The organism is Nocardia blacklockiae (assembly GCF_015477355.1).
GTDB classification, from domain to species: Bacteria; Actinomycetota; Actinomycetes; order Mycobacteriales; family Mycobacteriaceae; genus Nocardia; species Nocardia blacklockiae.
Genome location: NZ_JADLRJ010000006.1, coordinates 190,598 through 214,470 on the forward strand (window position 1 = coordinate 190,598; position 23,873 = coordinate 214,470).

General features: G+C 69.4%; 27 protein-coding genes and 1 pseudogene. 21 read left to right on the plus strand and 7 right to left on the minus strand.

From position 1 onward, the window contains the following. Nucleotides 1–54 precede the first annotated feature (54 nt). From rpsP to IU476_RS20335, 14 genes are all read left to right on the plus strand, one after another. On the plus strand, nt 55–483 hold the full coding sequence (gene rpsP / locus IU476_RS20270; RefSeq protein ID WP_195102343.1) for a 30S ribosomal protein S16: 429 nt from the start codon (nt 55–57) through the stop codon (nt 481–483). Beyond that, nucleotides 480–722, plus strand: coding sequence for an RNA-binding protein (locus IU476_RS20275; RefSeq protein ID WP_187687654.1), 243 nt, complete (start codon nt 480–482; stop codon nt 720–722). The genes rpsP and IU476_RS20275 overlap by 4 nt, the downstream gene beginning before the upstream one ends. Next, nucleotides 723–1,247, plus strand: a complete 525-nt coding sequence (rimM, locus tag IU476_RS20280; protein ID WP_195102344.1) for a ribosome maturation factor RimM — start codon at nt 723–725, stop codon at nt 1,245–1,247. Nucleotides 1,248–1,268: 21 nt separating this feature from the next. After that, nucleotides 1,269–1,952 (plus strand): tRNA (guanosine(37)-N1)-methyltransferase TrmD, encoded by a 684-nt coding sequence (trmD, locus tag IU476_RS20285; protein ID WP_195102695.1) that lies wholly within the window; start codon nt 1,269–1,271, stop codon nt 1,950–1,952. Between the two features lie 255 nt (nt 1,953–2,207). Continuing rightward, nucleotides 2,208–4,553 carry a Tex family protein gene (locus IU476_RS20290; RefSeq protein ID WP_324194172.1) on the plus strand — a complete coding sequence of 782 codons (2,346 nt, stop codon included), beginning with the start codon at nt 2,208–2,210 and terminating at the stop codon, nt 4,551–4,553. Nucleotides 4,554–4,828: 275 nt separating this feature from the next. Next, entirely contained in the window at nt 4,829–5,692 is an 864-nt protein-coding gene (locus IU476_RS20295; protein ID WP_195102347.1) for a hypothetical protein, read from the plus strand. Between the two features lie 182 nt (nt 5,693–5,874). Beyond that, nucleotides 5,875–6,216: a 50S ribosomal protein L19 gene (rplS, locus tag IU476_RS20300; RefSeq protein ID WP_187687659.1), complete on the plus strand. Its 342-nt coding sequence runs from the start codon at nt 5,875–5,877 to the stop codon at nt 6,214–6,216. Nucleotides 6,217–6,327: 111 nt separating this feature from the next. Next, the gene (gene lepB, locus IU476_RS20305) at nt 6,328–7,152 is read left to right on the plus strand and encodes a signal peptidase I (protein ID WP_195102348.1); all 825 of its coding nucleotides are present in this window, start codon (nt 6,328–6,330) and stop codon (nt 7,150–7,152) included. 139 nt (nt 7,153–7,291) lie between these two features. Continuing rightward, on the plus strand, nt 7,292–8,050 hold the full coding sequence (locus tag IU476_RS20310) for a ribonuclease HII (protein ID WP_228824027.1): 759 nt from the start codon (nt 7,292–7,294) through the stop codon (nt 8,048–8,050). Nucleotides 8,051–8,175: 125 nt separating this feature from the next. Continuing rightward, entirely contained in the window at nt 8,176–8,481 is a 306-nt protein-coding gene (locus IU476_RS20315) for a DUF2469 domain-containing protein (RefSeq protein WP_011210678.1), read from the plus strand. A 497-nt stretch (nt 8,482–8,978) separates the two neighbouring features. Further along, complete coding sequence (locus IU476_RS20320; RefSeq protein WP_195102350.1) at nt 8,979–9,335, plus strand: YraN family protein; 357 nt, start codon at nt 8,979–8,981, stop codon at nt 9,333–9,335. After that, complete coding sequence (locus tag IU476_RS20325; RefSeq protein WP_195102351.1) at nt 9,335–10,843, plus strand: YifB family Mg chelatase-like AAA ATPase; 1,509 nt, start codon at nt 9,335–9,337, stop codon at nt 10,841–10,843. Before IU476_RS20320 ends, IU476_RS20325 begins: the two co-directional genes overlap by 1 nt. 397 nt (nt 10,844–11,240) lie before the next feature. Then, nucleotides 11,241–12,395: a DNA-processing protein DprA gene (gene dprA / locus IU476_RS20330; RefSeq protein ID WP_195102352.1), complete on the plus strand. Its 1,155-nt coding sequence runs from the start codon at nt 11,241–11,243 to the stop codon at nt 12,393–12,395. A 515-nt stretch (nt 12,396–12,910) separates the two neighbouring features. Continuing rightward, a complete protein-coding gene (locus tag IU476_RS20335) occupies nt 12,911–13,834 on the plus strand; it encodes a tyrosine recombinase XerC (protein WP_195102697.1) in 924 nt (307 codons plus the stop codon). Between the two features lie 145 nt (nt 13,835–13,979). Here the strand turns inward: IU476_RS20335 and IU476_RS20340 are convergent, their stop codons facing one another. Further along, nucleotides 13,980–14,495 carry a DUF1990 domain-containing protein gene (locus tag IU476_RS20340; protein ID WP_195102353.1) on the minus strand — a complete coding sequence of 172 codons (516 nt, stop codon included), beginning with the start codon at nt 14,493–14,495 and terminating at the stop codon, nt 13,980–13,982. A gap of 134 nt (nt 14,496–14,629) precedes the next feature. On the opposite strand from IU476_RS20340, the gene IU476_RS20345 reads away from it, so the two are divergent. Beyond that, nucleotides 14,630–15,391, plus strand: a complete 762-nt coding sequence (locus IU476_RS20345) for a siderophore-interacting protein (protein ID WP_195102355.1) — start codon at nt 14,630–14,632, stop codon at nt 15,389–15,391. A 25-nt stretch (nt 15,392–15,416) separates the two neighbouring features. On the opposite strand, the pseudogene IU476_RS36255 reads toward IU476_RS20345, so the two are convergent. Continuing rightward, nucleotides 15,417–15,908: pseudogene (locus IU476_RS36255) on the minus strand (M23 family metallopeptidase); the annotation flags it as partial. 389 nt (nt 15,909–16,297) lie between these two features. On the opposite strand from IU476_RS36255, the gene rpsB reads away from it, so the two are divergent. The 5 genes from rpsB (at nt 16,298) to IU476_RS20370 (ending at nt 20,672) form a co-directional block, all read left to right on the plus strand. Then, nucleotides 16,298–17,158 carry a 30S ribosomal protein S2 gene (gene rpsB, locus IU476_RS20350; RefSeq protein ID WP_195102356.1) on the plus strand — a complete coding sequence of 287 codons (861 nt, stop codon included), beginning with the start codon at nt 16,298–16,300 and terminating at the stop codon, nt 17,156–17,158. Between the two features lie 103 nt (nt 17,159–17,261). Next, nucleotides 17,262–18,086 carry a translation elongation factor Ts gene (gene tsf / locus IU476_RS20355; protein WP_195102357.1) on the plus strand — a complete coding sequence of 275 codons (825 nt, stop codon included), beginning with the start codon at nt 17,262–17,264 and terminating at the stop codon, nt 18,084–18,086. Nucleotides 18,087–18,341: 255 nt separating this feature from the next. After that, nucleotides 18,342–19,070: a UMP kinase gene (gene pyrH, locus IU476_RS20360; RefSeq protein ID WP_195102358.1), complete on the plus strand. Its 729-nt coding sequence runs from the start codon at nt 18,342–18,344 to the stop codon at nt 19,068–19,070. A gap of 57 nt (nt 19,071–19,127) precedes the next feature. Further along, a complete protein-coding gene (frr, locus tag IU476_RS20365; RefSeq protein WP_195102359.1) occupies nt 19,128–19,685 on the plus strand; it encodes a ribosome recycling factor in 558 nt (185 codons plus the stop codon). 63 nt (nt 19,686–19,748) lie between these two features. Then, a complete protein-coding gene (locus tag IU476_RS20370; RefSeq protein ID WP_228824029.1) occupies nt 19,749–20,672 on the plus strand; it encodes a phosphatidate cytidylyltransferase in 924 nt (307 codons plus the stop codon). Nucleotides 20,673–20,678: 6 nt separating this feature from the next. Here the strand turns inward: IU476_RS20370 and IU476_RS20375 are convergent, their stop codons facing one another. Then, complete coding sequence (locus IU476_RS20375; protein ID WP_195102360.1) at nt 20,679–21,056, minus strand: LapA family protein; 378 nt, start codon at nt 21,054–21,056, stop codon at nt 20,679–20,681. A 124-nt stretch (nt 21,057–21,180) separates the two neighbouring features. Here IU476_RS20375 and rlmN point away from each other — a divergent pair, with 124 nt between their 5' ends. Beyond that, the gene (gene rlmN, locus IU476_RS20380) at nt 21,181–22,290 is read left to right on the plus strand and encodes a dual-specificity RNA methyltransferase RlmN (protein ID WP_195102361.1); all 1,110 of its coding nucleotides are present in this window, start codon (nt 21,181–21,183) and stop codon (nt 22,288–22,290) included. Between the two features lie 63 nt (nt 22,291–22,353). On the opposite strand, the gene IU476_RS20385 is transcribed toward rlmN, so the two are convergent. From IU476_RS20385 to IU476_RS20400, 4 genes are all read right to left on the minus strand, one after another. Beyond that, a complete protein-coding gene (locus tag IU476_RS20385) occupies nt 22,354–22,659 on the minus strand; it encodes a hypothetical protein (protein ID WP_195102363.1) in 306 nt (101 codons plus the stop codon). Next, complete coding sequence (locus IU476_RS20390; protein ID WP_195102364.1) at nt 22,656–22,958, minus strand: hypothetical protein; 303 nt, start codon at nt 22,956–22,958, stop codon at nt 22,656–22,658. The genes IU476_RS20385 and IU476_RS20390 overlap by 4 nt, the downstream gene beginning before the upstream one ends. Beyond that, a complete protein-coding gene (locus IU476_RS20395; RefSeq protein ID WP_228823972.1) occupies nt 22,958–23,290 on the minus strand; it encodes a hypothetical protein in 333 nt (110 codons plus the stop codon). The genes IU476_RS20390 and IU476_RS20395 overlap by 1 nt, the downstream gene beginning before the upstream one ends. A 195-nt stretch (nt 23,291–23,485) precedes the next feature. Further along, a complete protein-coding gene (locus tag IU476_RS20400) occupies nt 23,486–23,800 on the minus strand; it encodes a hypothetical protein (protein WP_195102365.1) in 315 nt (104 codons plus the stop codon). Between the last annotated feature and the right edge of the window lie 73 nt (nt 23,801–23,873).

Consider the following 23,873-nt stretch of genomic DNA (forward strand, 5'->3'; position numbering starts at 1 on the left):
GCGCCGTGACCAACCGGCTGCCCGCGGGCGGCCACCATCCGAAAGGCAACAGCCATGGCTGTCAAGATCAAGCTCACCCGGCTCGGGAAGATCCGCAACCCGCAGTACCGCATCGTCGTCGCGGACGCGCGCACCCGCCGGGACGGTCGCTCCATCGAGAGCGTCGGCAAGTACCACCCCAAGGAGGAGCCCTCGCTGATCGAGGTCGACTCCGAGCGCGTGCAGTACTGGCTGGGCGTCGGCGCGCAGCCGACCGAGCCGGTCAAGCGCCTCCTCGAGATCACCGGTGACTGGCAGAAGTTCAAGGGCCTGCCGGGTGCCGAGGGCACGCTGAAGACCAAGCAGGCCAAGCCCAGCAAGCTGGACCTGTTCAACGCCGCGCTGGCCGCCGCCGACAGCGAGCCCGTCGCCGAGGCCGTGACCCCGAAGAAGAAGGCCGCCAAGAAGGCCGACGAGGCCGAGTCCGAGGCCGCCGAGGCATGAGCGCCGTCGTCGCCGATGCCGTCGAGCACCTGGTGCGCGGCATCGTCGCCAATCCCGACGACGTCCGCGTCGAGCTGATCACCAGCCGGCGCGGCCGCACCGTCGAGGTGCACGTGCACCCGGAGGATCTGGGCAAGGTGATCGGGCGCGGCGGGCGCACCGCCACCGCGCTGCGCACCCTCGTCGCCGGTATCGGCGGCCGGGGCATCCGGGTCGACGTGGTCGACACCGACCAGTAGATGGAACTCGTCGTCGGGCGGGTCGCCAAGTCGCACGGCGTGCGCGGCGAACTCGTGGTCGAGGTGCGTACCGACGAACCCGAGTCGAGGTTCGCGCCGGGCGCCGTCCTGCGCGGGCGGCTGCCGCGGGCGCGGGAGACGCGGGAGTACACAGTGGAGTCGGCCCGGGAGCACTCGGGCCGGCTGCTGCTGCGTCTGGACGGCATCGCCGACCGCTCGGCCGCGGACGCGCTGCGCGGCATGCTGTTCCTCATCGACACCGCGGACCTGCCCCCGTCGGCGGACCCGGACGAGTTCTACGATCACGAACTCGAGGGCCTGACCGTGCGGCTCGGAGACGGGACCGTCGTCGGCACGGTGGCCGAGGTGCTGCATTCCGCTGCGGGAGAACTCCTTTCGGTGCGGGCCGCCGACGACGAGCGCGAGATCCTGGTGCCGTTCGTGACCGCCATCGTGCCCACCGTGTCGGTCGCCGAGGGCGTGATCGTCATCGATCCGCCCGAGGGTCTGCTCGACAAGGAGTGAGGAATGACTGCCGGCGCCGCGCTGCGCATGGATGTCGTCACCATCTTTCCCGAATATCTGGAGCCGTTGCGAACGGCGTTGCTGGGCAAGGCGATCGACAAGGGCATCGTCGAACTCGGTGTGCACAACCTGCGCCGCTGGACCCACGACGTCCACCAGGCGGTGGACGACGCGCCGTACGGCGGCGGCCCCGGCATGGTCATGAAACCCACGGTGTGGGGCGACGCCCTGGACGAGGTGTGCCCCGACGACGCCGTCCTGGTCGTGCCCACGCCCGCCGGTGTGCCGTTCACCCAGGCCACCGCGGAACGCTGGTCCGGTGAGCGGCACCTGGTCTTCGCCTGCGGTCGCTACGAAGGCATCGACCAGCGCGTCTTCGACGACGCCGCCCGCCGGGTGCGCGTCGAGGAGGTCAGTATCGGCGACTACGTGCTGATCGGCGGTGAGGCCGCCGTGCTCGTGATGGCCGAGGCCGTGGTGCGCCTCATTCCGGGCGTGCTCGGCAATCAGCAGTCGCACCAACAGGATTCGTTCTCCGACGGCCTGCTCGAGGGCCCCAGCTACACCCGCCCGGTCAGCTGGCGCGGCCTCGACGTCCCGGAGATCCTGCTGTCGGGCAACCACGCCCGGATCGAGGCGTGGCGCCGCGAGCAGTCCCTGGCCCGCACCCGCGCCCGCCGCCCGGATCTGCTGCCCCCGGACTGAGCGGCTCGCCGGTCAGCGCGCGGGATTCTCCCGGCGCGTCCGATATGTCGCGCCTTCGGCGTTCCGGCTGTTGAGAGGGGTGCGGGAGCGCGGAAGCGGGTGCGGCTGCGGCACTTCCGGCGCGGGGCTGTGGCTTGCTGTCGGAGGGCGACGGTAGTGTCTGCGGGCGTGACGACAGCCCCAGAATCCGCCGCCGAACCCGTCAGCAGCGCCGCCGCCGGTTCCGTCCCGGCCGATCCGCCGGTCGTCGGGACCGTGCGCCTAGGCACCGTCAGCCGCCGCATCGCCGACGAGCTGAGCGTGCGCGACGAGCAGGTGCGCGCCGCGGTGGACCTGCTCGACGGCGGCTCCACCGTGCCGTTCATCGCCCGGTACCGCAAGGAGGTCACCGGCGGGCTCGACGACGCGCAGCTGCGCCAGCTCGAGGAGCGCCTGCACTACCTGCGCGAGCTGGACGAGCGCCGGGCGTCGATTCTGGAATCCATTCGCGGACAGGGCAAATTGGACGCCGCGCTCGAGCAGCAGCTCATGCTGGCCGAGACCAAGGCCCGCCTCGAGGACATCTACCTGCCCTACAAGCCGAAGCGGCGCACCAAGGCCCAGATCGCCCGCGAGGCCGGGCACGAGCCGGTGGCCGACGCCTTGCTGAGCGACCCCACCACCGACCCGGCGCAGTACAGCGCCGAACAGCTCGACGGCGCCCGCGCGATCCTGGTGGAGCGCTTCGCCGAAGATGCCGACCTCGTCGGCGAGCTGCGCGAGCTGATGTGGGAGCGCGGCCAGGTCACCTCGCGGGTCCGCCCCGGCAAGGAGGAGGCCGGTGCCAAATTCGCCGACTACTTCGAATTCGCCGAGCCGTTCACCAAGCTGCCCTCGCACCGCATCCTGGCGCTGCTGCGCGGCGAGAAGGAAGAGGTGCTCACCCTGCACCTCGAGCCCGACGCCGAGGAGCCCGAGGAGGGCGAGCGCTCGATCTTCGAGGGCCGCATCGCCCTGAAATTCGACATCGCCGACCGCGGCCGCCCCGCCGACACCTGGCTGCTGGACACCGTGCGCTGGGCGTGGCGCACCAAGCTGCAGGTGAGCCTCGGCATCGACATCCGCATGCGGCTGCGCCAGTCCGCCGAGAAGGACGCGGTGGACGTCTTCGCCGCCAACCTGCGCGACCTGCTGCTCGCCGCGCCCGCCGGCACCCGCACCACCATGGGCCTGGACCCGGGCTACCGCACGGGCGTCAAGGTGGCGGTCGTCGACGGCACCGGCAAGGTGGTGGCCACCGAGACCATCTACCCGCACAAGCCGCAGGGCCAGACCGAGAAGTCGCTGGCCGTGCTCGGCGCGCTGGTCGCCCGCTTCGGCGTCGAGCTGATCGCGATCGGCAACGGCACCGCCTCCCGCGAAACCGACGCCCTGGCCGCCGAACTCATCTCGCGCATCCCCGAGAACAAGCCCACCAAGATCGTGGTATCCGAGGCCGGCGCCTCGGTGTACTCGGCCTCCGCCTACGCCTCCCAGGAACTCCCCGACCTGGACGTCTCGCTGCGCGGCGCGGTTTCCATCGCCCGCCGCCTGCAGGACCCGCTGGCCGAACTGGTGAAGATCGATCCCAAGTCGATCGGCGTCGGCCAGTACCAGCACGACGTCTCCGAGACGCTGCTGGCCCGCTCGCTGGGCGCCGTGGTCGAGGACGCGGTGAACGCGGTCGGCGTCGACGTCAACACCGCCTCGGTGCCGCTGCTGTCGCGGGTGTCGGGCGTGTCCTCCTCGGTCGCGGAATCCATTGTGGCGCACCGTGATCAGAACGGCCCCTTCCGCAACCGGTCCGCGCTGCGCGAGGTGCCGCGACTGGGCCCGAAGGCCTTCGAGCAGTGCGCGGGCTTCCTGCGCATCCGCGAGGGCGACGACCCGCTCGACAACTCGGCGGTCCACCCCGAGGCATACCCGGTGGTGCGGCGCATTCTCGACAGCACCGGCCGCGGCGTGCTCGAGATCATCGGCAACAGCGGCGTGCTGAAGACGCTGCGGCCCGCCGACTTCACCGACGAGAAGTTCGGTGTCCCGACCGTCACCGACATCATCTCCGAGCTGGAGAAGCCGGGCCGCGACCCGCGCCCGGAGTTCAAGACCGCCGAATTCGCCGCCGGTGTCGAGAAGGTCGCCGACCTGCGGCCCGGCATGGTGCTCGAGGGGGTGGTCACCAATGTGGCCGCGTTCGGCGCCTTCGTCGACGTCGGTGTGCACCAGGACGGCCTGGTCCACGTGTCGGCCATGTCGCACAACTTCGTCCGCGACCCGCGCGAGGTCGTCAAGTCCGGCGACGTGGTGAAGGTCAAGGTGCTCGAGGTCGACGTGGCCCGCCAGCGCATCGGCCTCACCCTCCGTCTGGACGACGAGCCCGGCAAGCCCGAGAAGGGCAGCCAGGGCCAGCGCGGCGGCCAGCGCCCGCAGCACCAGGGCCAAGGCCAGGGGCGCGGCAACCAGAACCGCGGCGGCAACCAGAACCGGGGCAACCAGAACCGAAACCAGCAGCGCCGCAACGCCCCCGCCCCCAGCAACGGCGCCATGGCCGACGCCCTACGCCGAGCCGGCTTCGGCAAGTAGCCGACCGGCGGTCTCGCCGACGCGCACCCGCGCGGCAAGCTTCGCGCGGGCGAACTCGCCGACTCGGCGGGTTGCGCGATCGTGGCGAACTCGCGGACCCGGCGGATTGTGCGGTCGGTCGAACTCGCCGACCTGGCGGGTTGTGCGGTGTGTCGCCCGCGGTTCGGCTGGGTGTCACGAATTTCCTGCACAATGTGGCTGGGCGGGGCGGGCGCCGGGCAACGGTTCCGCGCGCCCGCGGCGATCGCACATCCACGGGTCGGAGCGATGAGGACATGGCAGCAATACGACGGTGGCTGGACGACTCCGTCATGGCGCAGGGACGCCTGCCGCTGCTGTGCTTCCTGCTCGGCTTCATCGTCGGCTTCCTGCTGATCCGGTTGAGCGTCCGGCTGATTCGCAAACAGGTGCGCTGGTGGCCCGGCAACCTGCGGGCCGGCGACGTGCACATCCACCACATGGTGTTCGGCGTGGTGCTGGTGCTGCTGTCGGGCATCGGGCTGGTGGCGTCGTACGGCAGCGGTGTCGGCGCGGTCAGCGCGCTGGCCGCCGCCTTCGGTGTCGGCGCGGCCCTGGTGCTCGACGAGTTCGCGCTCATCTACTACCTGCGCGACGTCTACTGGGAGGAGCAGGGCCGCACCTCGGTCGACGCCGTGTTCGTCGCCCTCGCGGTGACGGGGCTGCTGCTGCTCGGCTTCCATCCGCTGTGGCTGCTGGAGGTCAACGACATCCGCTACGACGGCAGCGAGCTGGGCCGAATCCTGCTGGCGCTGTTCGCCGTCGGCAATCTCGCCCTCGCGGCCATCGTCATCTCGAAGGGCAAGATCTGGACCGGCCTGTTCGGCATGTTCTTCCTGCCGCTGCTGGTCGTCGGCGCGCTGCGGCTGAGCCGCCCCGGTGCGCCGTGGGCCCGCTGGCGCTACGCTGGCCGGCCGAAACTGATGCAGCGGGCGATCCGGCGGGAGCGCCGCTACCGGCGGCCGGTGATCCGGGCCAAGATCTTCGTGCAGGACCTGATCGCGGGCAGCCCCGACGTCGCACACGTGCGGCGCGCGACCGAGGAGGAGCTGGCCCGCCGCGTGGTCCCCGCGCCCGCGCCGCCGCACCCGCTGCGCGTCGGCCGCAAGGCGGCCGACTGAACGCCGCATACCGGCAGGTGGCCGGGTCGGCAACCCGATTAACCGTCCGGTCGCGCGGTCTGGCACAATGGCCGGGTTGCCCTGGGCGAGTATGCCCGGGCACCGCCCATAATCCGGAGCACGAACCGGTAGAGCACCAGCCGCCAGGTTCCTCTGTTCACGCGAACTTCCAAAGGACGGAAATGAACACCCTCGACTTCGTCGACGAAAAGTCGCTGCGCACCGATGTCCCCGACTTCCGGCCGGGCGACACCGTCAACGTGCACGTGAAGGTCATCGAAGGCAACAAGGAGCGCATCCAGGTCTTCAAGGGCGCGGTCATCCGGCGCCAGGGTGGCGGCATCCGCGAGACCTTCACGGTCCGCAAGGTCTCCTTCGGTGTCGGCGTCGAGCGCACCTTCCCGGTGCACAGCCCGAACATCGACCACATCGATGTCGTGACCCGCGGTGATGTCCGCCGGGCCAAGCTGTACTACCTGCGCGATCTGCGCGGCAAGGCCGCCAAGATCAAGGAAAAGCGCTGAGGCAACCACTCTGCTCGCGAAACCCCCGGCCGGTCGGCCGGGGGTTTTTCCTTTCTCGGCCCCGGGGCGGCAGCGCGCGTCCGTCCGGGCGGCCGGGCTACGCTGTTCGGCGTGGCAGACGAAATCGACTCGGCGCGGGTGACCGGAGCGGATGACGAACGCGCGGGGGCGACTGCGCCGAGGCAGCGCCGGGCGCGGTCGAACAAGCAGAAGAAGCAGCGCCCGTTCTGGCAGGAGCTGCCGATCCTGATCGTGATCGCCGCCGTGATCGCCGCCCTTGTGGTGACCTTCATCGGCCGCCCGTACGTGATCCCGTCGCAGTCGATGGAACCGACCCTGCACGGCTGCTCGGGCTGCACCGGCGACCGGATCTACGTCGAGAAACTCAGCTACGACTTCGGCGATCCGAAGCCCGGCGACGTCGTCGTGTTCGTGGGGCCGAGCAACTCCTGGAACAAGGCCTACCGGTCCAACCGCTCCGGCAACGTCGTCGTCCGCGGCGTGCAGAACTTCTTCTCCTTCTTCGGGCTCGTCCCGCCGGATGAGAACGACCTGGTCAAGCGGGTGATCGCGACCGGCGGGCAGACGGTGCAGTGCTGCGATGCCGAGGGCCGCGTGCTGGTCGACGGCAAACCGCTCGACGAGCCGTACGCCCACTACAACTTCCCGTACCAGCAGGGCCTGCCCTACGCCGTGAAGACCGCCGGCGGCCTGTCCATCAACCCGCGCGGCCGGGAATTCGGCCCGATCAAGGTCCCCGACGGCAACGTCTGGGTGATGGGCGACAACCGCAACGAATCCGCCGACTCGCGCGCCCACGTCGACGACGAGTACTCCGGCACCGTGCCCGTCGACGACATCCGGGGCAAGGCGGTGTTCAAGATCTGGCCGCCGAATCGCATCGGCCCGATCAAGTCGCAGGATCCCCAGAGCTGAGTGTCGCTCGGGCGGCAGACATAATCGAATGGTGGGTGTAGTGGCGCGGAATCAGCAGCGCGCCGTCCGCAAGGGTAAGGGCGGCACAGCGATTCGTCCCCTCGCCGTCCGCAGCGGCGACTGGCCGCCGCGGGTGGTGATGCGCAAGGCCGGCGGCCTGCGCACGCTGGAGGCGGCCCTGATCCGCAGCGGACTCGGTCCGGTCGCGGGCGTCGACGAGGCCGGGCGCGGATGTTGCGCGGGGCCGCTCGTGGTGGCCTCGTGCCTGCTGGCGCCCAAGGCGTACGACTCGCTGGCCGACCTCGACGACTCCAAGAAGCTCACCGAGGCGACCCGCGAGCGGCTGTTCCCGATCATCAAGCGACGCGCGCTGGCCTGGCAGGTGGTGGTGATCCCGGCGTGGGAGATCGACGCCATCGGCATCCACGTCGCGAATATCGAAGGGATGCGCCGCGCGGTGGCCGGACTGGGCGTCGAACCCGGGTACGTGCTCACCGACGGCTTCCGCGTGCCCGGCATCACCGTGCCGTCGCTGCCGGTGATCGGCGGGGACGCGGCCGCCGCCTGCATCGCGGCCGCCAGCATCCTGGCCAAGGTGACCCGCGACCACCTCATGGTCGACATGGACAAGCGGCTGCCCGGCTACGGTTTCGCCGCGCACAAGGGATACAACACCCCCGAACACCTGGCCGCGCTGCGCGAACTCGGCCCCAGCAGCGAACACCGGCGATCCTGGCGGAACGTGCGAGCGCACGGCTCGGCCGAGACGATCGAGGCCGAGGACGCGCTGTCCGAGGCCGTGCTGGCGGCGGAAATGATCGAACCGGACACGGCGATCGCCGAGCCGGACATGCCCGAATCGAGGCGAGTGGCTACCGGCACCGCCCATGCGAGATGATGTGGTCAGCACCGCCTCGTGGCGAGAAGGAGGACGTTCCACCCGATGAGCGAGCGTAGCGAGCGAACCCTCGGCGCAGCCGCCCCGGCGGCCACGCCGGAGCCCAGCGCTGACGAGGTACGGGCATGAGTGCCGAAGACCTCGAGAAGTACGAAACCGAGATGGAGCTCTCGCTCTACCGCGAGTACAAGGACATCGTCGGGCAGTTCTCGTATGTGGTGGAGACCGAACGCCGCTTCTACCTGGCCAACTCCGTCGAACTGCGGCCGCAGAACGCCGACGGCGAGGTGTACTTCGAAGTGCGCATGTCGGATGCGTGGGTGTGGGATATGTATCGGCCGGCGCGGTTTGTGAAGCATGTGCGGGTTATCACGTTCAAGGATGTGAACATCGAGGAGTTGGAGAAGCCGGATCTCAGGCTGCCTGAGTAGAGCGGTTTGGGTTTTGTTTCGGGCTGTATTTTTGGCCTCCGCTTCGCTGCGGCGGGTTTTCGGCGCCTGAGTCTCGGTTTTCGGGTGCCGCCGCTTGCTCCTTCGTCGCGGCGCGGCGGCACCCGAAAACCGAGACGCGCCGAAAACCTTGGGGGGTGCGGTGTTTGGCCGTGGGCGGTGAGCGGGGTGGCCGGAGTTGTGGGGGCGGGGGCGGGCTTGTTGTTGTCGACGCTCGGGGGCCTTCGGGGAGGAAGTGCCTTGCGTGGTCGGGCATGCCGTGGATGGCTGGTGTGCGTCTCCCGGCGGTGGGTGGGTAGCTGATTATCGGTGGTGGTCGCGGGGCCTGGTTGTCTGTTGCGGGTTGTCGTTGTCGGGTGTGGGTTTGTGTTGTCAACGGGTGTGGGTGTGTTGTCCGCAGGGTGGGGGTTATCCACAGGTTTTCTGTTTGCGCTGGTGAGTTGGGTTGGGGCGGTGGGGGGTTCGGTCAGGCTGGGCGGGTGTCACATAATCTGGCGCTCGGCGCACACGGGGAAGAGCTGGCGGCGCGGTTTCTTCGCGCGGCGGGGATGGAGATCGTCGCACGGAACTGGCGGTGTCGTTACGGCGAGCTGGATCTGATTGCGCGGGAGGGGGAAGTTACCGCGTTCGTCGAGGTGAAGACGAGGTCGGGGGTGGGGTTCGGGGTGCCTGCGGAGGCGGTGACGTTCACGAAGCGGCAGCGCATCCGGCGGCTGGCGCTGCTGTGGCTGCACGAGCAGGACGGGCCGTGGCGGCAGATTCGGTTCGACGTGGTGTCGGTGCTGGTGGTGCGCGATCGTGAGCCGGTCATCGAGCATCTGCGGGCGGTGTTCTGATGGCGCTCGGGCGGGCCTACTCGGTCGCGGTGACCGGGGTCGACGGGCAGCTGGTGGAGATCGAGGCCGATATCGGGCAGGGGCTGCCGTCGGTGCACCTGGTCGGGCGGCCCGACACCACGCTGCAGGAATCACGGGACCGGGTGCGCGCCGCGGTGGTCAACTCGGGTGAGAAATGGCCCGACGGGCGCGTGATTCTGGCGTTGTCCCCGGCGACGCTCCCGAAGATCGGCAGCGTGTACGACTTGGCGCTCGCCACCGCCGTGCTCGACGCGGGTGACGCGATCCCGTCCGCGCGCCTCGCCGGGACGGCGCTACTGGGCGAACTCGCCCTCGACGGGCGGGTGCGGCGGGTGCGCGGCATCCTCCCGGCGGTGCTGGCCGCGCGGGGAGCCGGCCGGTCCACCGTGGTGGTGCCGGAATGCGCGCTGGCCGAGGCCGGGTTGGTGGACGGGATCACCGTGCTGGGTGCGTCGACACTGCGCGAGTTGATCGACTGGCTGCGCGGCGAGGGCGTGCTGTGCGAGCCCGACGGCCAACTGCCGCCGACCCAGCGCACCGGCGGCGACCTCAACGAGGTGGTGGGCCAGGACGAGGCCCGCTGGGCGCTGGAGGTGGCCGCCGCGGGCGGGCACCACCTGCTGCTCACCGGCCCGCCCGGTATCGGCAAAACCATGCTGGCCCAACGCCTTCCGAGCCTGTTGCCGCCGCTGACGGAATCGGAGTCGCTGGAGGTCACCGCGATCCACTCGGTCGCCGGAACGCTCTCCGGCGACCATCCGCTCATCACGATGCCGCCGTTCGTCGCGCCGCATCACTCGTCGTCGGTCAGCGCGATGGTCGGCGGCGGCTCCGGGTCGGCCCGGCCGGGTGCGGTCAGCCGCGCGCATCGCGGCGTGCTGTTCCTGGACGAGTGCGCCGAGATCGGCACCAAAGTGCTGGAGTCACTGCGCACTCCGCTCGAGGAGGGCGAGGTGCGCATCGCCCGCCGGGACGGTGTGGCGCGGTATCCGGCTCGATTCCAACTCATCCTCGCCGCCAACCCGTGTCCCTGTTCGCCCGCGCGCGACGTCGACTGCATCTGCGCGCCACTGGCCCGACGACGGTACCTGGGCAAACTGTCGGGCCCATTGATGGACCGTATTGATCTCTGGGTGCAGATGGTCGGCCAAGCCGCGGGGGCGTTCGCCGCCACGGAAGCGGAGAGCAGCGAGTCGGTGCGCGCCCGGGTGGAGGTCGCACGACAGGCGGCGGTGCGGCGGTGGGCCGGATACGGCTGGTCCAGCAACGCCGAAGTCCCCGGACACGTACTACGCCAACGCTTCCGGCTACCGCGCGAATCCCTGGCCCCGGTCGAGACCGCGCTACGCCAGGGCCGGATGTCGGCACGAGCGGCGGACCGCGCCATCCGAGTCGCCTGGACGGTCTGCGACCTGCGCGGTGGCGACGTGCCGAACACCCAGGATGTGTTGCAGGCATTGAACTTCCGCCAGCGGGGGCCGTCGTGAGCACCTCCTCCGCCGGAGACGAGAAACCGACCGCGTAGGCGGCCGCACGCTAGCGGCGGGGTGTCCTGCGCGGTTGGCCATCACGGTGCGCGGCGACGCCGAAGGAGCGGCCGCCCTCGATCACCGCGGCGGTCTCGAACTCGATGGCATGCGCCGAAACGAAATTCGACGGAATGCGCCGACGAAGGGGGGAGCGGTGAGCAAGTGGGACACAGACCTCGACGAGACGGACCCGCCGGGCAAGGCCCGACGAGGTCTGGAAACTGGTGGCTCGGATCTATTGGACGGCGTTCGTCAAGGTGTGGCACTTGATGGTGCCGAATCGCGGGGTGGCGACTGTCGGGTCGGGAATCCGGGTGGGTTGGCGGGTGAGAACCCGTGTGGTGACGGCGAAGTGATGCCGGTCGCCACTGATGAACGGCGGCTGGCGTGGATCTACTTGTCGCGGGTGGTCGGTGGTCCGTGCGCGCCGTTGTCGGCGCTGATCGAGCGGGTCGGTGTCGTCGAGGCGGCTCGGGCCGTGCGGGAATGTGATCTGCCGGAGTCGTTGCGCGGTCCCACCGAGTCGCGGCGCGGAATCGACCGTGCCGAAAGGGATCTGGAGGTGGTCACTCGGCTGGGCGGTCGGGTGGTGACGCCGGACGATCCGGAGTGGCCGGCGTGGCGTCTGCTCGGGCTGGGCCAGCTCGACCCGGCGCGGGACGCGGGTGCGGCGATCCCGCTGGTGCTGTGGGCGAGAGGCCCGCTGTCACTGCTGGATTCGACCGATCGCGCTCTGGCCGTCGTGGGCGCGCGGTGCAGTACCGGCTACGGCGAGCACGCGACCGCCGAGATCGTCGGCGAACTCGCCTACGGCGGTTGGACGATCGTGTCTGGAGCAGCGTTCGGCATCGACGGCACGGCACACCGCGCAGCGCTGGCGGTCGGCGGTACCACCGTCGCGGTGCTGGCCTGCGGCGTGGACCGCCCGTATCCCGCCCAGCACGAGCGCCTGCTCGCCGAGATCGCCGACACCGGACTGGTCATCAGCGAGTATCCGCCGGGCACCACCGCGCACAAGCACCACTTCCTCGCCCGCAACCGCCTCATCGCGGCACTCGCCGACGGAGTCCTCGTCGTCGAGGCGGGCTTGCGCAGCGGGGCCAGGAACACGGTGAAATGGGCACGCCGCCTGGGCCGTCCCGCAATGGCCGTCCCCGGCCCGATCACCTCGTCGTCCTCGGTCGGTTGCCACCGAATGATCCGGGAAGGCGAGACCTTGCTGGTGAGCCGCGCCGAGGAAGTCCTCGACGAGATGGGCCCGCTGCGCCTCCCACTACCCGGCAGCACACCGGCCGACCCCGCCGACGCCCTGGAGGGCGACCTGGCACTCATCTACTCCGCCCTCCCAGCCATAGGCTCCCGCAGCCCCGCCGAACTGTGCCGCCAATCCGGCCTCGGCCTCCCCGCCGTCCGCGCGGTCCTCCCCGCGCTGGAACTCGCGGGCCTGGTCGCCGTCGACGAATCCGGCTGGTACCGAACCCACCAGCCGAATCACAACGAGGAGGTGTGACTGCCCCGATCGACATGCCACGGGTGGTGGCCACCTGCCCTAAAACGGACAGGACGGCTACGCGGCAGCGCGGAGTCGCTCTATATGCTTGCACGCGAAGATGGTCCGCAGTGCTGCTCACACCGCGGGAAACCGGCCTGTCTGATCACGCTGCGGAACCTCGGTCGGGTGTAACCGCATAATGCGCATCAACCGGCGAATCGAGTCGTGGAACAGCGCTATGCGGCGCGTGACCGCTGAGCTCGGGTGGTCGACTACGTGGTTGCGTGATGGCCGCGTAGCTCGCGGTGCACGAGGTGGTCGGTCCGGTGGCGGGCGGTTGCGCGCGGGGGCCTGTGGCGGACGAGGTGGTGGGGCGGGTGGCGGCGGGCAGTTGCGCGGGGGAGCCTGTGGTGGACGAGGTGGTCGGTCCGGTGGCGGGCAGTTGCGCACGGGGGCATGTGGTGGGCGAGGTGGTCGGGCGGGTGGCGGCGCGGGGGCTTGCGGTGGGCGCGGTTGCGGGTGACGGTGGAGGGATGATCGAGTTGCCCGAGGATCTGGTTGCCCTGCTCGAGGAGTACGGGCGGCATCTGCGGCTGGGGCGGAACCGGTCGGCGCATACCGTGCGCGCTTATCTCGGGGATGCTCGGTCGCTGCTCGAGCATCTGCTGTCGCGGTCGCCGGATTCCGGTGTGGGAGAGGTGGATCTGCCGTTGCTGCGGTCTTGGCTGGCCGAGCAGGCGAGCGGAGGCGCGGCGCGTACGACGATGGCACGCCGGGCGTCGGCGGCGCGGACCTTCACCGCGTGGCTCACCCATACCGGGCGGCTGGCCATCGATCCCGGGCCTCGCCTGGGCTCGGCGAAGGCGCATCGGGTGCTGCCCGCCGTGCTCGGCCGGGAGCAGGCGAGCACCGCCATGCGAGCCGCGGAATCCGGTGCGGCGCAGCATGAGCCGATGGCCCTGCGCGACCGTTTGATCGTCGAGATGCTGTACGCGACCGGGATCCGGGTCAGCGAGCTGTGCGGCCTGGACATCGACGACGTGGACCGCGAACGTCGCCTGGTGCGGGTGCTGGGCAAAGGCAACAAGGAGCGGTCCGTCCCGTTCGGCGTCCCCGCCGACCAGGCGCTGGAGGCTTGGTTGCGCTCCGGCCGGGCGGCCTTCGCGACCGCGGAGTCCGGCCGGGCCCTGCTCCTCGGCCGCCGCGGCCGCCGCCTGGACCAGCGCCAGGCCAGAACGGTTGTCCACGAGGTCGTTTCGGCCATCCCGGGCGCCCCGGACATGGGCCCGCACGGCCTCCGCCACACCGCCGCCACCCACCTCCTCGAAGGCGGCGCCGACCTGCGTGTGGTCCAGGAACTCCTCGGCCACGCGAGCATGGCCACCACCCAGCTCTACACCCACGTCTCCATCGACCGCCTGAAAAAGGTCCACGACCAGGCCCACCCCCGCGCCTGACCCAAGGCCGGGGCGTGCTTGCTGCCGAGTGTTCGGCAGATCTTCGTCGGACGCAGCCACGAGGAGATCGTGGCGGCTGACAGGGGGCACAGCTAGGCGCGTCCGCGCTTGACCGGACGCCGCGGCGGCGTACTCGCGGCGGGATTCAGCGGGGGCGGATGGCGTCGATGTACCGCCCGGCGAAATAGCGCTGGAACAGCCGCACGACGGGGCCGCCAAGGCGGGTGTACCAGGCGCCGGGGCGGGAGAACGCCGCGACCACGCCGTAGACGGTGTCGTCGGCGGGGTCGTACTCCACGGCGAAGAGTTCCTCGCCGATCTCCGGGTGGCCCGGCAGCGTGCCGTAGGCGAAGCCGCGGCGGTTCGGCTCGTCGAGGACGTAGACGACCCGGCACGGGGCCGTGATGCCGAAGGGACCAGGGCCCAGCCGAACGGTCAGCGTGGTGCCGGGCTCCGCGGTCGGCGTGCTCGCCGCATGGAAGATGCCGGTGCCGTGCTGCATTCGATACGCCAGGATCTGCGCGGCCGCCGACTCGAACAGCGGGCGGCCGGACCCGATCGGGCGGCGGAGCCGGAAGTGGTGGTATCCAGGTGGGAATTCGCCGTTCGTAGCGCCGGTTTCGGCATAGGTGAACAGGGGAGCGTGGGACGGGCCGGACATACCGCCATCCTGCTCCCCACGGCGCGCGGGGCAAAGATGATCACGAGGGCGAACTCGCGTAGATATATCGCGAGCTATCGGTGATACTGCATGGTACCGTCGCTTAGGTAATCCTAATTATGGAGGTGTCTCCCTTGGCTCGTCCCCGTCACAGCTTCGTGGTCCGCCGCACCGAACGCCTGACCGATCACCTCATCCGGGTGTATCTCGGCGGAGCGGGATTCGCGACCTTCCAGCCCAACGGCTTCACCGATTCCTACGTCAAATTGGTCTTCCCCGGTGCCGACGGCGAGACCGTGCGCACCTACACGGTCCGCTCGATCGATCCCGCGGCCGAGGAGATCGCGATCGACTTCGTCTACCACGGCGCCGAGGGCGTCGCCGGACCGTGGGCCGCCGCCGCACAGCCCGGCGACGAGATCGAGCTGATGGGCCCGGGCGGCGCCTATTCGCCGAATCCCGAAGCGGACTGGCATCTGCTGGCCGGTGACGAGGCCGCGCTGCCCGCCATCGCCACCGCCTGCGCGGCCCTCGCGCCCGATGCAGTAGGCCGGGCTTTCGTCGAAATCGCCGGTCCCGCAGACGAACTCGAGTTCGATCGCCCCGCCGGGGTGGAGCTGACCTGGGTGCACCGCGGTGACGCCGCCCCGGGCGAGACGCTCGCGGCCGCGGTCCGCGCCGAACCCTGGCGCGACGGCCAGGTGCATGTCTTCATCCACGGCGAGGCCCAAGCCGTGATGCACGACCTGCGCCCCTACATCCGCAAGGAGCGCGCCGTCCCCGCCGCCTGGGCCTCCATCTCCGGTTATTGGCGGCGCGGCCGCACCGAGGAAACCTTCCGCGAATGGAAGCGCGAACTCGCCGAACGCGAGGGCGCGGTGTCCGCCGGTCGCTGAGTGTAGGGGCGCGCATCACCCGTTGTCCCGCAACGGTTTTCAAGCGTAGTGGCGCGGCGCGAATCAATCCGAGAGGATCCAGGTATTCGCGCCCGCGCCGCACGCCCCAATGCAGGCACGGACCTGGACACCCGGCGTGGCCCTCTTCCAGCGAGCCGAGCGCCGTCCCCCGCGAAACCCGTTGCCCCACGGTGATTTCCGCCCGCACCGGTTCGTAGGTGGTGCGCAGCCCACCGGGATGGTCGACGGAGACCACGGGCTTTCCGGCGACCTCCCCGGCGAACACCACCACCCCCGCCCCGGCCGCCAGCACCGCCTGCCCGGCCGCCCCGCCCAGATCGACCCCGCGATGCCCCGGCAGCCAGTCGCGCGCGGGCTTGTCGAACCGCCGCACCACCGCCGGCCGCGGCTGCAACGGCCACCCGAAAACCGCCGCCGGAGCCGCCTCGGCCTCCGGCGCAGGCAACACGACCGGCAGCAACAACCAGCCCAGGGCGAATACAACGATCCAGCGCATGCGCCAACCCTCCCGCCCACCTCGCCCCCACGAAAGCCCAATTCCGGCGAGTGTGGACAACTCCCCGGTTGTGAACAAGACCCCAGCCAAACCCGAAGCGCATCCCCGCTCGCCCCGCTCACGCATCCGCCGCTCAACACCCGCCCGCACCGAATCGACCACGGGCCGGGACCACCCGACCCCCGACCACCGATTAGGACCGAACACCCCGTCGGCGTAGACTGGCCGGGCGGTTCGCCGAGGGTGGACCGACTTCGCGCGCCCGCATCGCAAGGGTCGCCGGCTGGTCCCGAGTTTTCCTCAGAATTTCGGGTCCGGCGGCCTCGGGCGCCAGGGCGGGGATCGCCGATCCCCGCGTCAACCGGCAACGAAAGCGAGATGCGAGAGCTATGGCTGTCGTAACCATGAAGCAGCTGCTCGACAGCGGCGCACACTTCGGGCACCAGACCCGCCGTTGGAACCCGAAGATGAAGCGGTTCATCTTCACCGACCGCAACGGCATCTACATCATCGACCTGCAGCAGACGCTGACCTACATCGACAAGGCGTACGAGTTCGTCAAGGAGACCGTCGCCCACGGTGGCACCGTCCTGTTCGTCGGCACCAAGAAGCAGGCGCAGGAGTCCATCGCGTCGGAGGCCACCCGCGTCGGCATGCCCTACGTGAACCAGCGCTGGCTGGGCGGCATGCTCACCAACTTCTCGACCGTCCACAAGCGCCTGCAGCGCCTCAAGGAACTCGAGGCGATGGAGCAGACCGGCGGTTTCGAGGGTCGCACCAAGAAGGAAATCCTCATGCTCACGCGTGAGAAGAACAAGCTGGAGCGCACCCTCGGCGGCATCCGCGACATGGCCAAGGTGCCCTCGGCCATCTGGGTCGTCGACACCAACAAGGAGCACATCGCCGTCGGCGAGGCGCGCAAGCTGAACATCCCGGTCATCGCGATCCTGGACACCAACTGCGACCCCGACCTGGTCGACTACCCGATCCCGGGTAACGACGACGCGATCCGCTCGGCCGCCCTGCTGACCAAGGTGGTGGCGTCCGCCGTCGCCGAGGGCGTGCAGGCCCGTGCCGCGCGCGCCGGTGGCGACGCCAAGCCGGAGGCCGGCGCCGGCGAGCCGCTCGCCGAGTGGGAGCAGGAGCTGCTGGCCCAGGCGTCTCCGACCACCGAGGAGGCTGCCCCCGAGACGGCCGCCGAGGCGGAGCTGAAGGAGGAGCCGGCCACCAAGACCCCGGCCGACTTCTGATCGCGACGTTGTTTGTTCACCGTGCCGGCCCTTCCCATTCGGAAGCGGTCGGCATGGTGTTGCCAGAGACCTGAACTTTTACCGTTGAAGGAGGCTCGCCACGATGGCGAACTACACCGCCGCGGACGTCAAGCGGCTCCGTGAGCTCACCGGCTCCGGAATGATGGACTGCAAGAAGGCCCTCGAGGAGACCGACGGCGATTTCGACAAGGCCGTCGAGGTCCTGCGCATCAAGGGCGCCAAGGACGTCGGCAAGCGTGCCGAGCGCGCCACCGCCGAGGGCCTGGTCATCGCCTCGAACGGCGTCATGTTCGAGATCAACTCGGAGACCGACTTCGTCGCCAAGAACGACGAATTCCAGAACGTCGCCGGCGACATCGCCGAGGCCGCGGCCAAATCCCGCCCGGCCGACCTGGACGCGCTGAAGGCCCTGGACGTCAACGGCAAGACCGCCGACCAGGTCGTGCAGGAGCTGGCCGCGAAGATCGGCGAGAAGCTGGAGCTGCGCCGCGTCGTCTCCTTCGACGGCCCGGTCGCGACCTATCTGCACAAGCGCTCCTCGGACCTGCCGCCGGCCGTCGGCGTGCTGGTCGAGTACCAGGGCGAGGGCGACGCCGCGGCCGAGGCCGCGCGGTCGGCCGCCATGCAGGTCGCCGCGCTGAAGGCCCGCTACGTCACCCGCGACGAGGTCCCCGCCGACATCGTGGAGAAGGAGCGCGGCATCGCCGAGGCCACCGCCCGCGAGGAGGGCAAGCCGGAGGCCGCGCTGCCGAAGATCGTCGAGGGTCGCGTCAACGGCTTCTACAAGGACGTCGTCCTGCTGGAGCAGCCGTCGGTCACCGACTCCAAAAAGACCGTCAAGCAGCTGCTGGACGAGGCGGGCGTGACCATCACCCGCTTCGCCCGCTTCGAGGTCGGCCAGGCGTAGCCGCCCGAACACCGCGACAGTGCCCCCGCCCGACCGGTCCGGTCGCACGGGGGCACTGCTGTGCCCGGATCCGTGCGCCGCGCGCGGCGGACGCTGTCCGAAGTGCGCCGGGATGGTCACGAATCAGTGGGTCGGTGCGCATTCCGGCGCGGTCGTAGGGCAGGATGGACGCAGCTTTCGTCACCGTCCCGTGTACCTCCCGACACCGGATGGTCTTTTCGCGTGTGTACCAGGTTGCCGAGGAGAAGGAGACCGATGTCGGACCCGGAACCGGCCCGCAAGGGCTATCGCCGAGTGCTCCTCAAGCTGGGCGGGGAGATGTTCGGCGGTGGCAACGTCGGGCTCGACCCGGATGTCGTGCAGACGGTCGCCGAGCAGATCGCTGAGGTCGTCGGCTCCGGTGTGCAGGTGGCGGTCGTCATCGGCGGCGGGAACTTCTTCCGTGGCGCCGAACTCGAGGAACGCGGCATGGAGCGGGCCCGCTCGGACTACATGGGCATGCTCGGCACGGTGATGAACAGCCTTGCGCTGCAAGACTTCCTGCAGAAGCAGGGCGTGGACACCCGGGTGCAGACGGCGATCACGATGGGCCAGGTCGCCGAGCCCTATCTGCCGCTGCGGGCCAAGCGGCACCTGGAGAAGGGCCGGGTCGTGATCTTCGGCGCCGGCATGGGCATGCCGTACTTCTCCACCGACACCACCGCCGCCCAGCGCGCGCTGGAGATCGGCGCGGAGGTGGTCCTGATGGCCAAGGCGGTGGACGGCGTGTTCGACGACGACCCGAAGCTGAACCCCGAGGCCACCCAGTTCTCCGAGATCACGCACAAGGAAGTGCTCGAACGCGGGCTGAAGGTCGCCGATGCCACCGCATTCAGCCTCTGTATGGACAACCAGATGCCCATTCTGGTGTTCAATCTTCTGACGAAGGGCAATATCGCCCGTGCGGTGGCCGGTGAGAAGATCGGCACATTGGTTCGTTCCTGAATCGTGGCCTGCTGATCCCGGAACCGACATACGACGAACGCTGTGGAGGAAACGGTCGTGATTGAAGAAGCGCTCTTCGACGCCGAGGAGAAGATGGAAAAGGCCGTCTCGGTGGCGAAGGACGACCTCGGGGGCATCCGCACCGGACGCGCCAACCCGAGCATGTTCAACAGGATCGTCGTCGACTACTACGGGGCGCCCACGCCGGTGACGCAGATGTCGAGCATCACCGTGCCGGAGCCGCGCATGGTCGTCATCAAGCCCTACGAGCAGGCTCAACTACAGGCGATCGAGACCGCGATCCGCAATTCGGACCTAGGCGTGAACCCGACCAACGACGGCAACATCATTCGCGTGTCGATCCCGCAGCTGACCGAGGAGCGCCGCCGAGAGTTGGTCAAGCAGGCCAAGTCCAAGGGCGAGGACGCCAAGATCAGCATCCGCAACGTGCGGCGCAAGGCGATGGACGAACTGAGCCGGATCCAGAAGGACGGCGAGGCGGGCGAGGACGAGGTCGGCCGCGCCGAGAAGGAACTGGACAAGACGACCCACCGGTACGTCGCGCAGATCGACGAACTGGTCAAGCACAAGGAATCGGAACTGCTCGAGGTCTGAGGCCTTCGGAAGTTTGCCCGCCGAAGCCGGGGACGGAGTGGACGACAAGTGAGCGACGGGACAATGGTGGCCGAAGAAGCCGCCGCCGGCGATGCGATGCCGGCGAGCGACGCGCCCGGTGTGACGCCGGCACAGGAGACGCCGTCGGCGGCGCAGCCGGACGGCAAGGCTTCGCGCGCCGGCCGGAACTTACCCGCGGCGCTGGGTGTCGGCTTCGCACTCGGCCTATCGCTCATCGCGATCCTGCTGTTCGTCCCGCAGGTGCTCGTCGGCGTGGTGGCGGTGGCCATCGCGGTGGCGACCTGGGAGGTCGCCAAGCGGCTGCGCGAGGCCGACGTGCTGGTGCCGCGCATCCCGCTGCTGCTCGGCGGGCAGGCGATTCTCTGGCTGGCCTGGCCCTTCGGCACCGACGGCGTGACGGGTGCGTTCGCGTGCACCGCGCTGGTGTGCATGGGGTGGCGGCTGTTCGATCACGGTCTGTCGGCCACGCCGCGAAACTTCTTGCGCGACACCGCGATCACCCTGTTCGTGCTGGCGTGGGTGCCGCTGCTGGCGGCGTTCGCGGTGCTGCAGCTGCAGCAGGACAACGGCAATCTGCGGGTGCTGACGTTCATGATCCTGGTGGTCTGCTCGGACGTCGGCGGCTATGTGGCCGGGGTGCTGTTCGGCAAGCATCCGATGGTGCCGGCCATCAGCCCGAAGAAGTCGTGGGAGGGGTTCGCCGGGTCGCTGGTGTTCTGCATCATCGGCGGTCTGCTGACGGTCACCCTGCTGCTGCAGGCGAATTCGATGATCGGCGTGCTCGCCGGTGTCGCGGTGGTGCTGGTCGCCACCGGCGGCGACCTGGTCGAGTCGCAGGTCAAGCGGGAACTGGGCATCAAGGACATGGGCACGCTGCTGCCCGGGCACGGCGGCATCATGGACCGGCTGGATTCGATGCTGCCCTCGGCGTTCGTGTCCTGGCTGGTGTTCACCGCGCTGCTGTAGACCGGCTCAGAATCGTTTGGCGGCGCGCCGCAACTGCAGGATGCGCCAGCCGCCGACCAGCGCCATCACCAGCGCCCCGGCGATCACCGAGAGCAGCATCGTGATGCCCAGCGGCAGGGAGAAGGTCCAGAAGAACAGGTGGACCTCCGCCCGGTCGAGATTCTGGATGATGAAGGTCAGCAGCACGATGCCCAGCACGGCCGCCGCGACGAGCGCGATCCAGGTGTAGCCGGCGCGGGATTTCAGCGAGGATCTGCGCGGTCGCGTGGTCGGGGCCGGGGGCTCGGTGGTCGCGGGCCGCTGTCCGGCGGGCGGTGTCGTTGCGGGCGGGACGGTTCCGGTGTGCGGATCCGCTCCCGAGGTCGGTGTGGCGTCGGTGCTCATACCCCGATCATTGCCGCTCGCTATGGCCTTTACACGCATATCGGGCCGCCGATGTCGGCGTGTGATCACCGCCTCCGCGCCCACCTGCCCGTTCGGATCGCGCTGATGGAAGAATAGACGGGTTATGGCTACCTCCCTCCCGCTCGTCTTCGATGCCCCGCGCCGGGGCATGCCGCCGCGTCACCTCGCCGACCTCGACGCGGACGAGCGGCGCAGCGCGATCCAGGAACTGGGCCTGCCGAAGTTCCGGGCCGACCAGATCGCGCGGCAGTACTACGCCCGCCTGCAAGCCGATCCGGAACAGATGACCGACCTGCCGGCCCCGATGCGCGCCACGGTCGCCGAGGCCTTGTTCCCGCCGCTGTTGAGCGAGGTCCGGCACGTGGTGTGCGACGACGGCACCACCCGCAAGACGCTGTGGCGCGCGGGCGACGGCACGCTGCTCGAGTCGGTGCTGATGCGCTACCCCGACCGCAACACGCTGTGCATCTCCAGCCAGGCCGGTTGCGGCATGGCCTGCCCGTTCTGCGCCACCGGCCAGGGCGGCCTGAACCGCAACCTGTCCACCGCCGAGATCGTCGACCAGGTGCGCGCCGCCGCGGCCGCCCTGCGCGACGGCGAGGTCGCGGGCGGGCCGGGCCGATTGTCGAACATCGTCTTCATGGGCATGGGCGAGCCGCTGGCCAACTACAAGCGCGTGGTGAACGCGGTCCGCCGCATCACCTCTCCGGCTCCCGACGGTCTGGGCATCTCGCAGCGCAACGTCGTGGTGTCGACAGTCGGTCTGGCCCCCGCCATCCGCAAGCTGGCCGACGAAGGCCTGTCGGTCACCCTCGCCGTCTCCCTGCACACCCCCGACGACGAACTCCGAGACACCTTGGTACCGGTCAACAACCGCTGGCCCGTCGCCGAAGTCCTCGACGCCGCAAAGTATTACGCCGACAGCACCGGCCGCCGCATCTCGATCGAATACGCGCTGATCCGCGACATCAACGACCACCCCTGGCGAGCCGACATGCTCGGCGCCAAACTCCACAAGGCCCTGGGCCCCCGAGTCCACGTCAACCTGATCCCCCTCAACCCCACCCCGGGCTCGAAGTGGGACGCCTCCCCGAAACCCGTCGAACGCGAGTTCGTCCGCCGCGTGGAAGCCCAGGGCGTGCCGTGCACAGTGCGGGATACGCGGGGGCAGGAGATCGCCGCGGCGTGCGGGCAGCTGGCGGCCGAGGGGTAGCGGTCCAGGCAGGAGCGTCGTGCGTCGGAGTCGGGCCGTCTGCTGAATGTGACCGACATGCGATCAGGTGAACGAAGTTCCGAGTGCGATACCGAGTAGAAGACCCGGAATCGCCAGCACGAATCCAGCGAAGGCCAAGACCAACCCGACACCGGCACGACGAAGGCTACCGGCGAATGCGGACCCGGCGGCGCTCGAGGCGATCAGGAGGATGCCGACGAGGGGCGGGCCCCAGATGAGCCAAGTGGCTTCGCGCGGAACGAGACCCGCATAGGGCAGAGCCACACAGACCATGCCGACGACAACGGCGACGAACGATTCGGGCCCGAACCAGTCCTGCCGTGCGTACTTCGGCGGCAGACCGCTCATGCCGTCGCCAACCGGACGAGCGCGACCAGCAGTCCGGCCGTCGAGGTACCCATCGCCGCACCGACTGCCCGAGGTGTTCTCCGCCGAGCGAGTAACGCGCCCGCTGCGGCCGAAATGACGACCACGGCTGCGTAAACCCAGTGACGCGACAGGTCGAGTGCCGGGGCGACACCGTCGGCAACACCGGCGACCAGCGCGAACAACAGGACCGCGGCTGTGGTCGCCAAGGCCACCGATACCGTGGCCGCCTGCCAGAACACCGCGTCCGACATCATGCCGGTGTCGTTGCGCCGCACCATCAGCGGACGATCACCGTCGTAGGCGGATTGCTTGGGCTGCCCAAAGGGGTCGGTTTGTTCCGTTCCCAGTTCGGGTCGCTGAAGTCGGCCTTGAACGGCTCGAACATTGCTTTGCCTCCTCCTACTTCGTGGAAGGACGGTAGGTTCATCAGCGGACCCCATTGACTTCCGGAGTCGGCAGGGTCGATCAAGACCGGACGGTTCTTGCCCGCGGAGTTGTCCTGATAGTGCTGAAAGATCGTCCGGATCTCCGCCAGTGGGTGCGCCATGTCGCGCGCGGCGCCTCCCAGCGCGGCACTCAGGTCGTCGTATGCGGTGGCGATTGCACGCATCTGGGTTCGTTCGCGGTCCGCCTTGTCCTCGGCAGCTGCCGAGCCTCGCCTTTCCACTTCAGGTCGTCGTGAATCGTGGTGTACATCGTGTTGGACGCCTTGATGATCGCGTCGGCGATCTGGGTGGCGCGAACGCAAGCCCCTTGCAGCCCCGCCACATCCCAACTCAGTACTTCCCGCGGAGTTGCCACGGCGTCACTTCCCCGCTCCCGCGTCGTTGATATCCCCCACCGCGGCTATCCGCTCGGCAGCATCGACGTCGGTGTTGTGAAAGGTGTCCGCCGAGAACGCCAGCAAGCCGGCGAACTGGTTGTATCGAGCTTTGAGCAAGTCCTTGGCGCGCCGGCTGAGTGGATCCGATCGACTCAGCGCAGCGCCGACCGTAGACCCGTTCAACTTCTCTGCTTCCGGACCTGCTCCAAGAGGCGGAGCTTGGTCTATCTCGTTGGGAAGTGCTGCCATCACACCCGCGGCTCCCCGCAAACTGTCCGGGCTGACTTCGAACGGCATCTGCTTTGTCTCCCCCCTGCAGACCGACTACCGGTAGTCGAGCTTAGCGCCATGTCGGGTGCTGTGGCGGTAG

Excerpts from the sequence above, each read along its gene's own strand:
- rpsP (WP_195102343.1), top strand. The coding sequence starts at position 55 with ATGGCTGTCAAGATCAAGCTCACCCGGCTCGGGAAGATCCGCAACCCG.
- IU476_RS20275 (WP_187687654.1), top strand. The coding sequence starts at position 480 with ATGAGCGCCGTCGTCGCCGATGCCGTCGAGCACCTGGTGCGCGGCATC.
- rimM (WP_195102344.1), top strand. The coding sequence starts at position 723 with ATGGAACTCGTCGTCGGGCGGGTCGCCAAGTCGCACGGCGTGCGCGGC.
- IU476_RS20295 (WP_195102347.1), top strand. The coding sequence starts at position 4,829 with ATGGCAGCAATACGACGGTGGCTGGACGACTCCGTCATGGCGCAGGGA.
- rplS (WP_187687659.1), top strand. The coding sequence starts at position 5,875 with ATGAACACCCTCGACTTCGTCGACGAAAAGTCGCTGCGCACCGATGTC.
- IU476_RS20310 (WP_228824027.1), top strand. The coding sequence starts at position 7,292 with ATGCGCAAGGCCGGCGGCCTGCGCACGCTGGAGGCGGCCCTGATCCGC.
- IU476_RS20315 (WP_011210678.1), top strand. The coding sequence starts at position 8,176 with ATGAGTGCCGAAGACCTCGAGAAGTACGAAACCGAGATGGAGCTCTCG.
- IU476_RS20325 (WP_195102351.1), top strand. The coding sequence starts at position 9,335 with ATGGCGCTCGGGCGGGCCTACTCGGTCGCGGTGACCGGGGTCGACGGG.
- dprA (WP_195102352.1), top strand. The coding sequence starts at position 11,241 with ATGCCGGTCGCCACTGATGAACGGCGGCTGGCGTGGATCTACTTGTCG.
- IU476_RS20335 (WP_195102697.1), top strand. The coding sequence starts at position 12,911 with ATGATCGAGTTGCCCGAGGATCTGGTTGCCCTGCTCGAGGAGTACGGG.
- IU476_RS20340 (WP_195102353.1), bottom strand. The coding sequence starts at position 14,495 with ATGTCCGGCCCGTCCCACGCTCCCCTGTTCACCTATGCCGAAACCGGC.
- rpsB (WP_195102356.1), top strand. The coding sequence starts at position 16,298 with ATGGCTGTCGTAACCATGAAGCAGCTGCTCGACAGCGGCGCACACTTC.
- tsf (WP_195102357.1), top strand. The coding sequence starts at position 17,262 with ATGGCGAACTACACCGCCGCGGACGTCAAGCGGCTCCGTGAGCTCACC.
- pyrH (WP_195102358.1), top strand. The coding sequence starts at position 18,342 with ATGTCGGACCCGGAACCGGCCCGCAAGGGCTATCGCCGAGTGCTCCTC.
- IU476_RS20370 (WP_228824029.1), top strand. The coding sequence starts at position 19,749 with ATGGTGGCCGAAGAAGCCGCCGCCGGCGATGCGATGCCGGCGAGCGAC.
- IU476_RS20375 (WP_195102360.1), bottom strand. The coding sequence starts at position 21,056 with ATGAGCACCGACGCCACACCGACCTCGGGAGCGGATCCGCACACCGGA.
- rlmN (WP_195102361.1), top strand. The coding sequence starts at position 21,181 with ATGGCTACCTCCCTCCCGCTCGTCTTCGATGCCCCGCGCCGGGGCATG.
- IU476_RS20385 (WP_195102363.1), bottom strand. The coding sequence starts at position 22,659 with ATGAGCGGTCTGCCGCCGAAGTACGCACGGCAGGACTGGTTCGGGCCC.
- IU476_RS20390 (WP_195102364.1), bottom strand. The coding sequence starts at position 22,958 with ATGGTGCGGCGCAACGACACCGGCATGATGTCGGACGCGGTGTTCTGG.
- IU476_RS20395 (WP_228823972.1), bottom strand. The coding sequence starts at position 23,290 with ATGCGTGCAATCGCCACCGCATACGACGACCTGAGTGCCGCGCTGGGA.
- IU476_RS20400 (WP_195102365.1), bottom strand. The coding sequence starts at position 23,800 with ATGCCGTTCGAAGTCAGCCCGGACAGTTTGCGGGGAGCCGCGGGTGTG.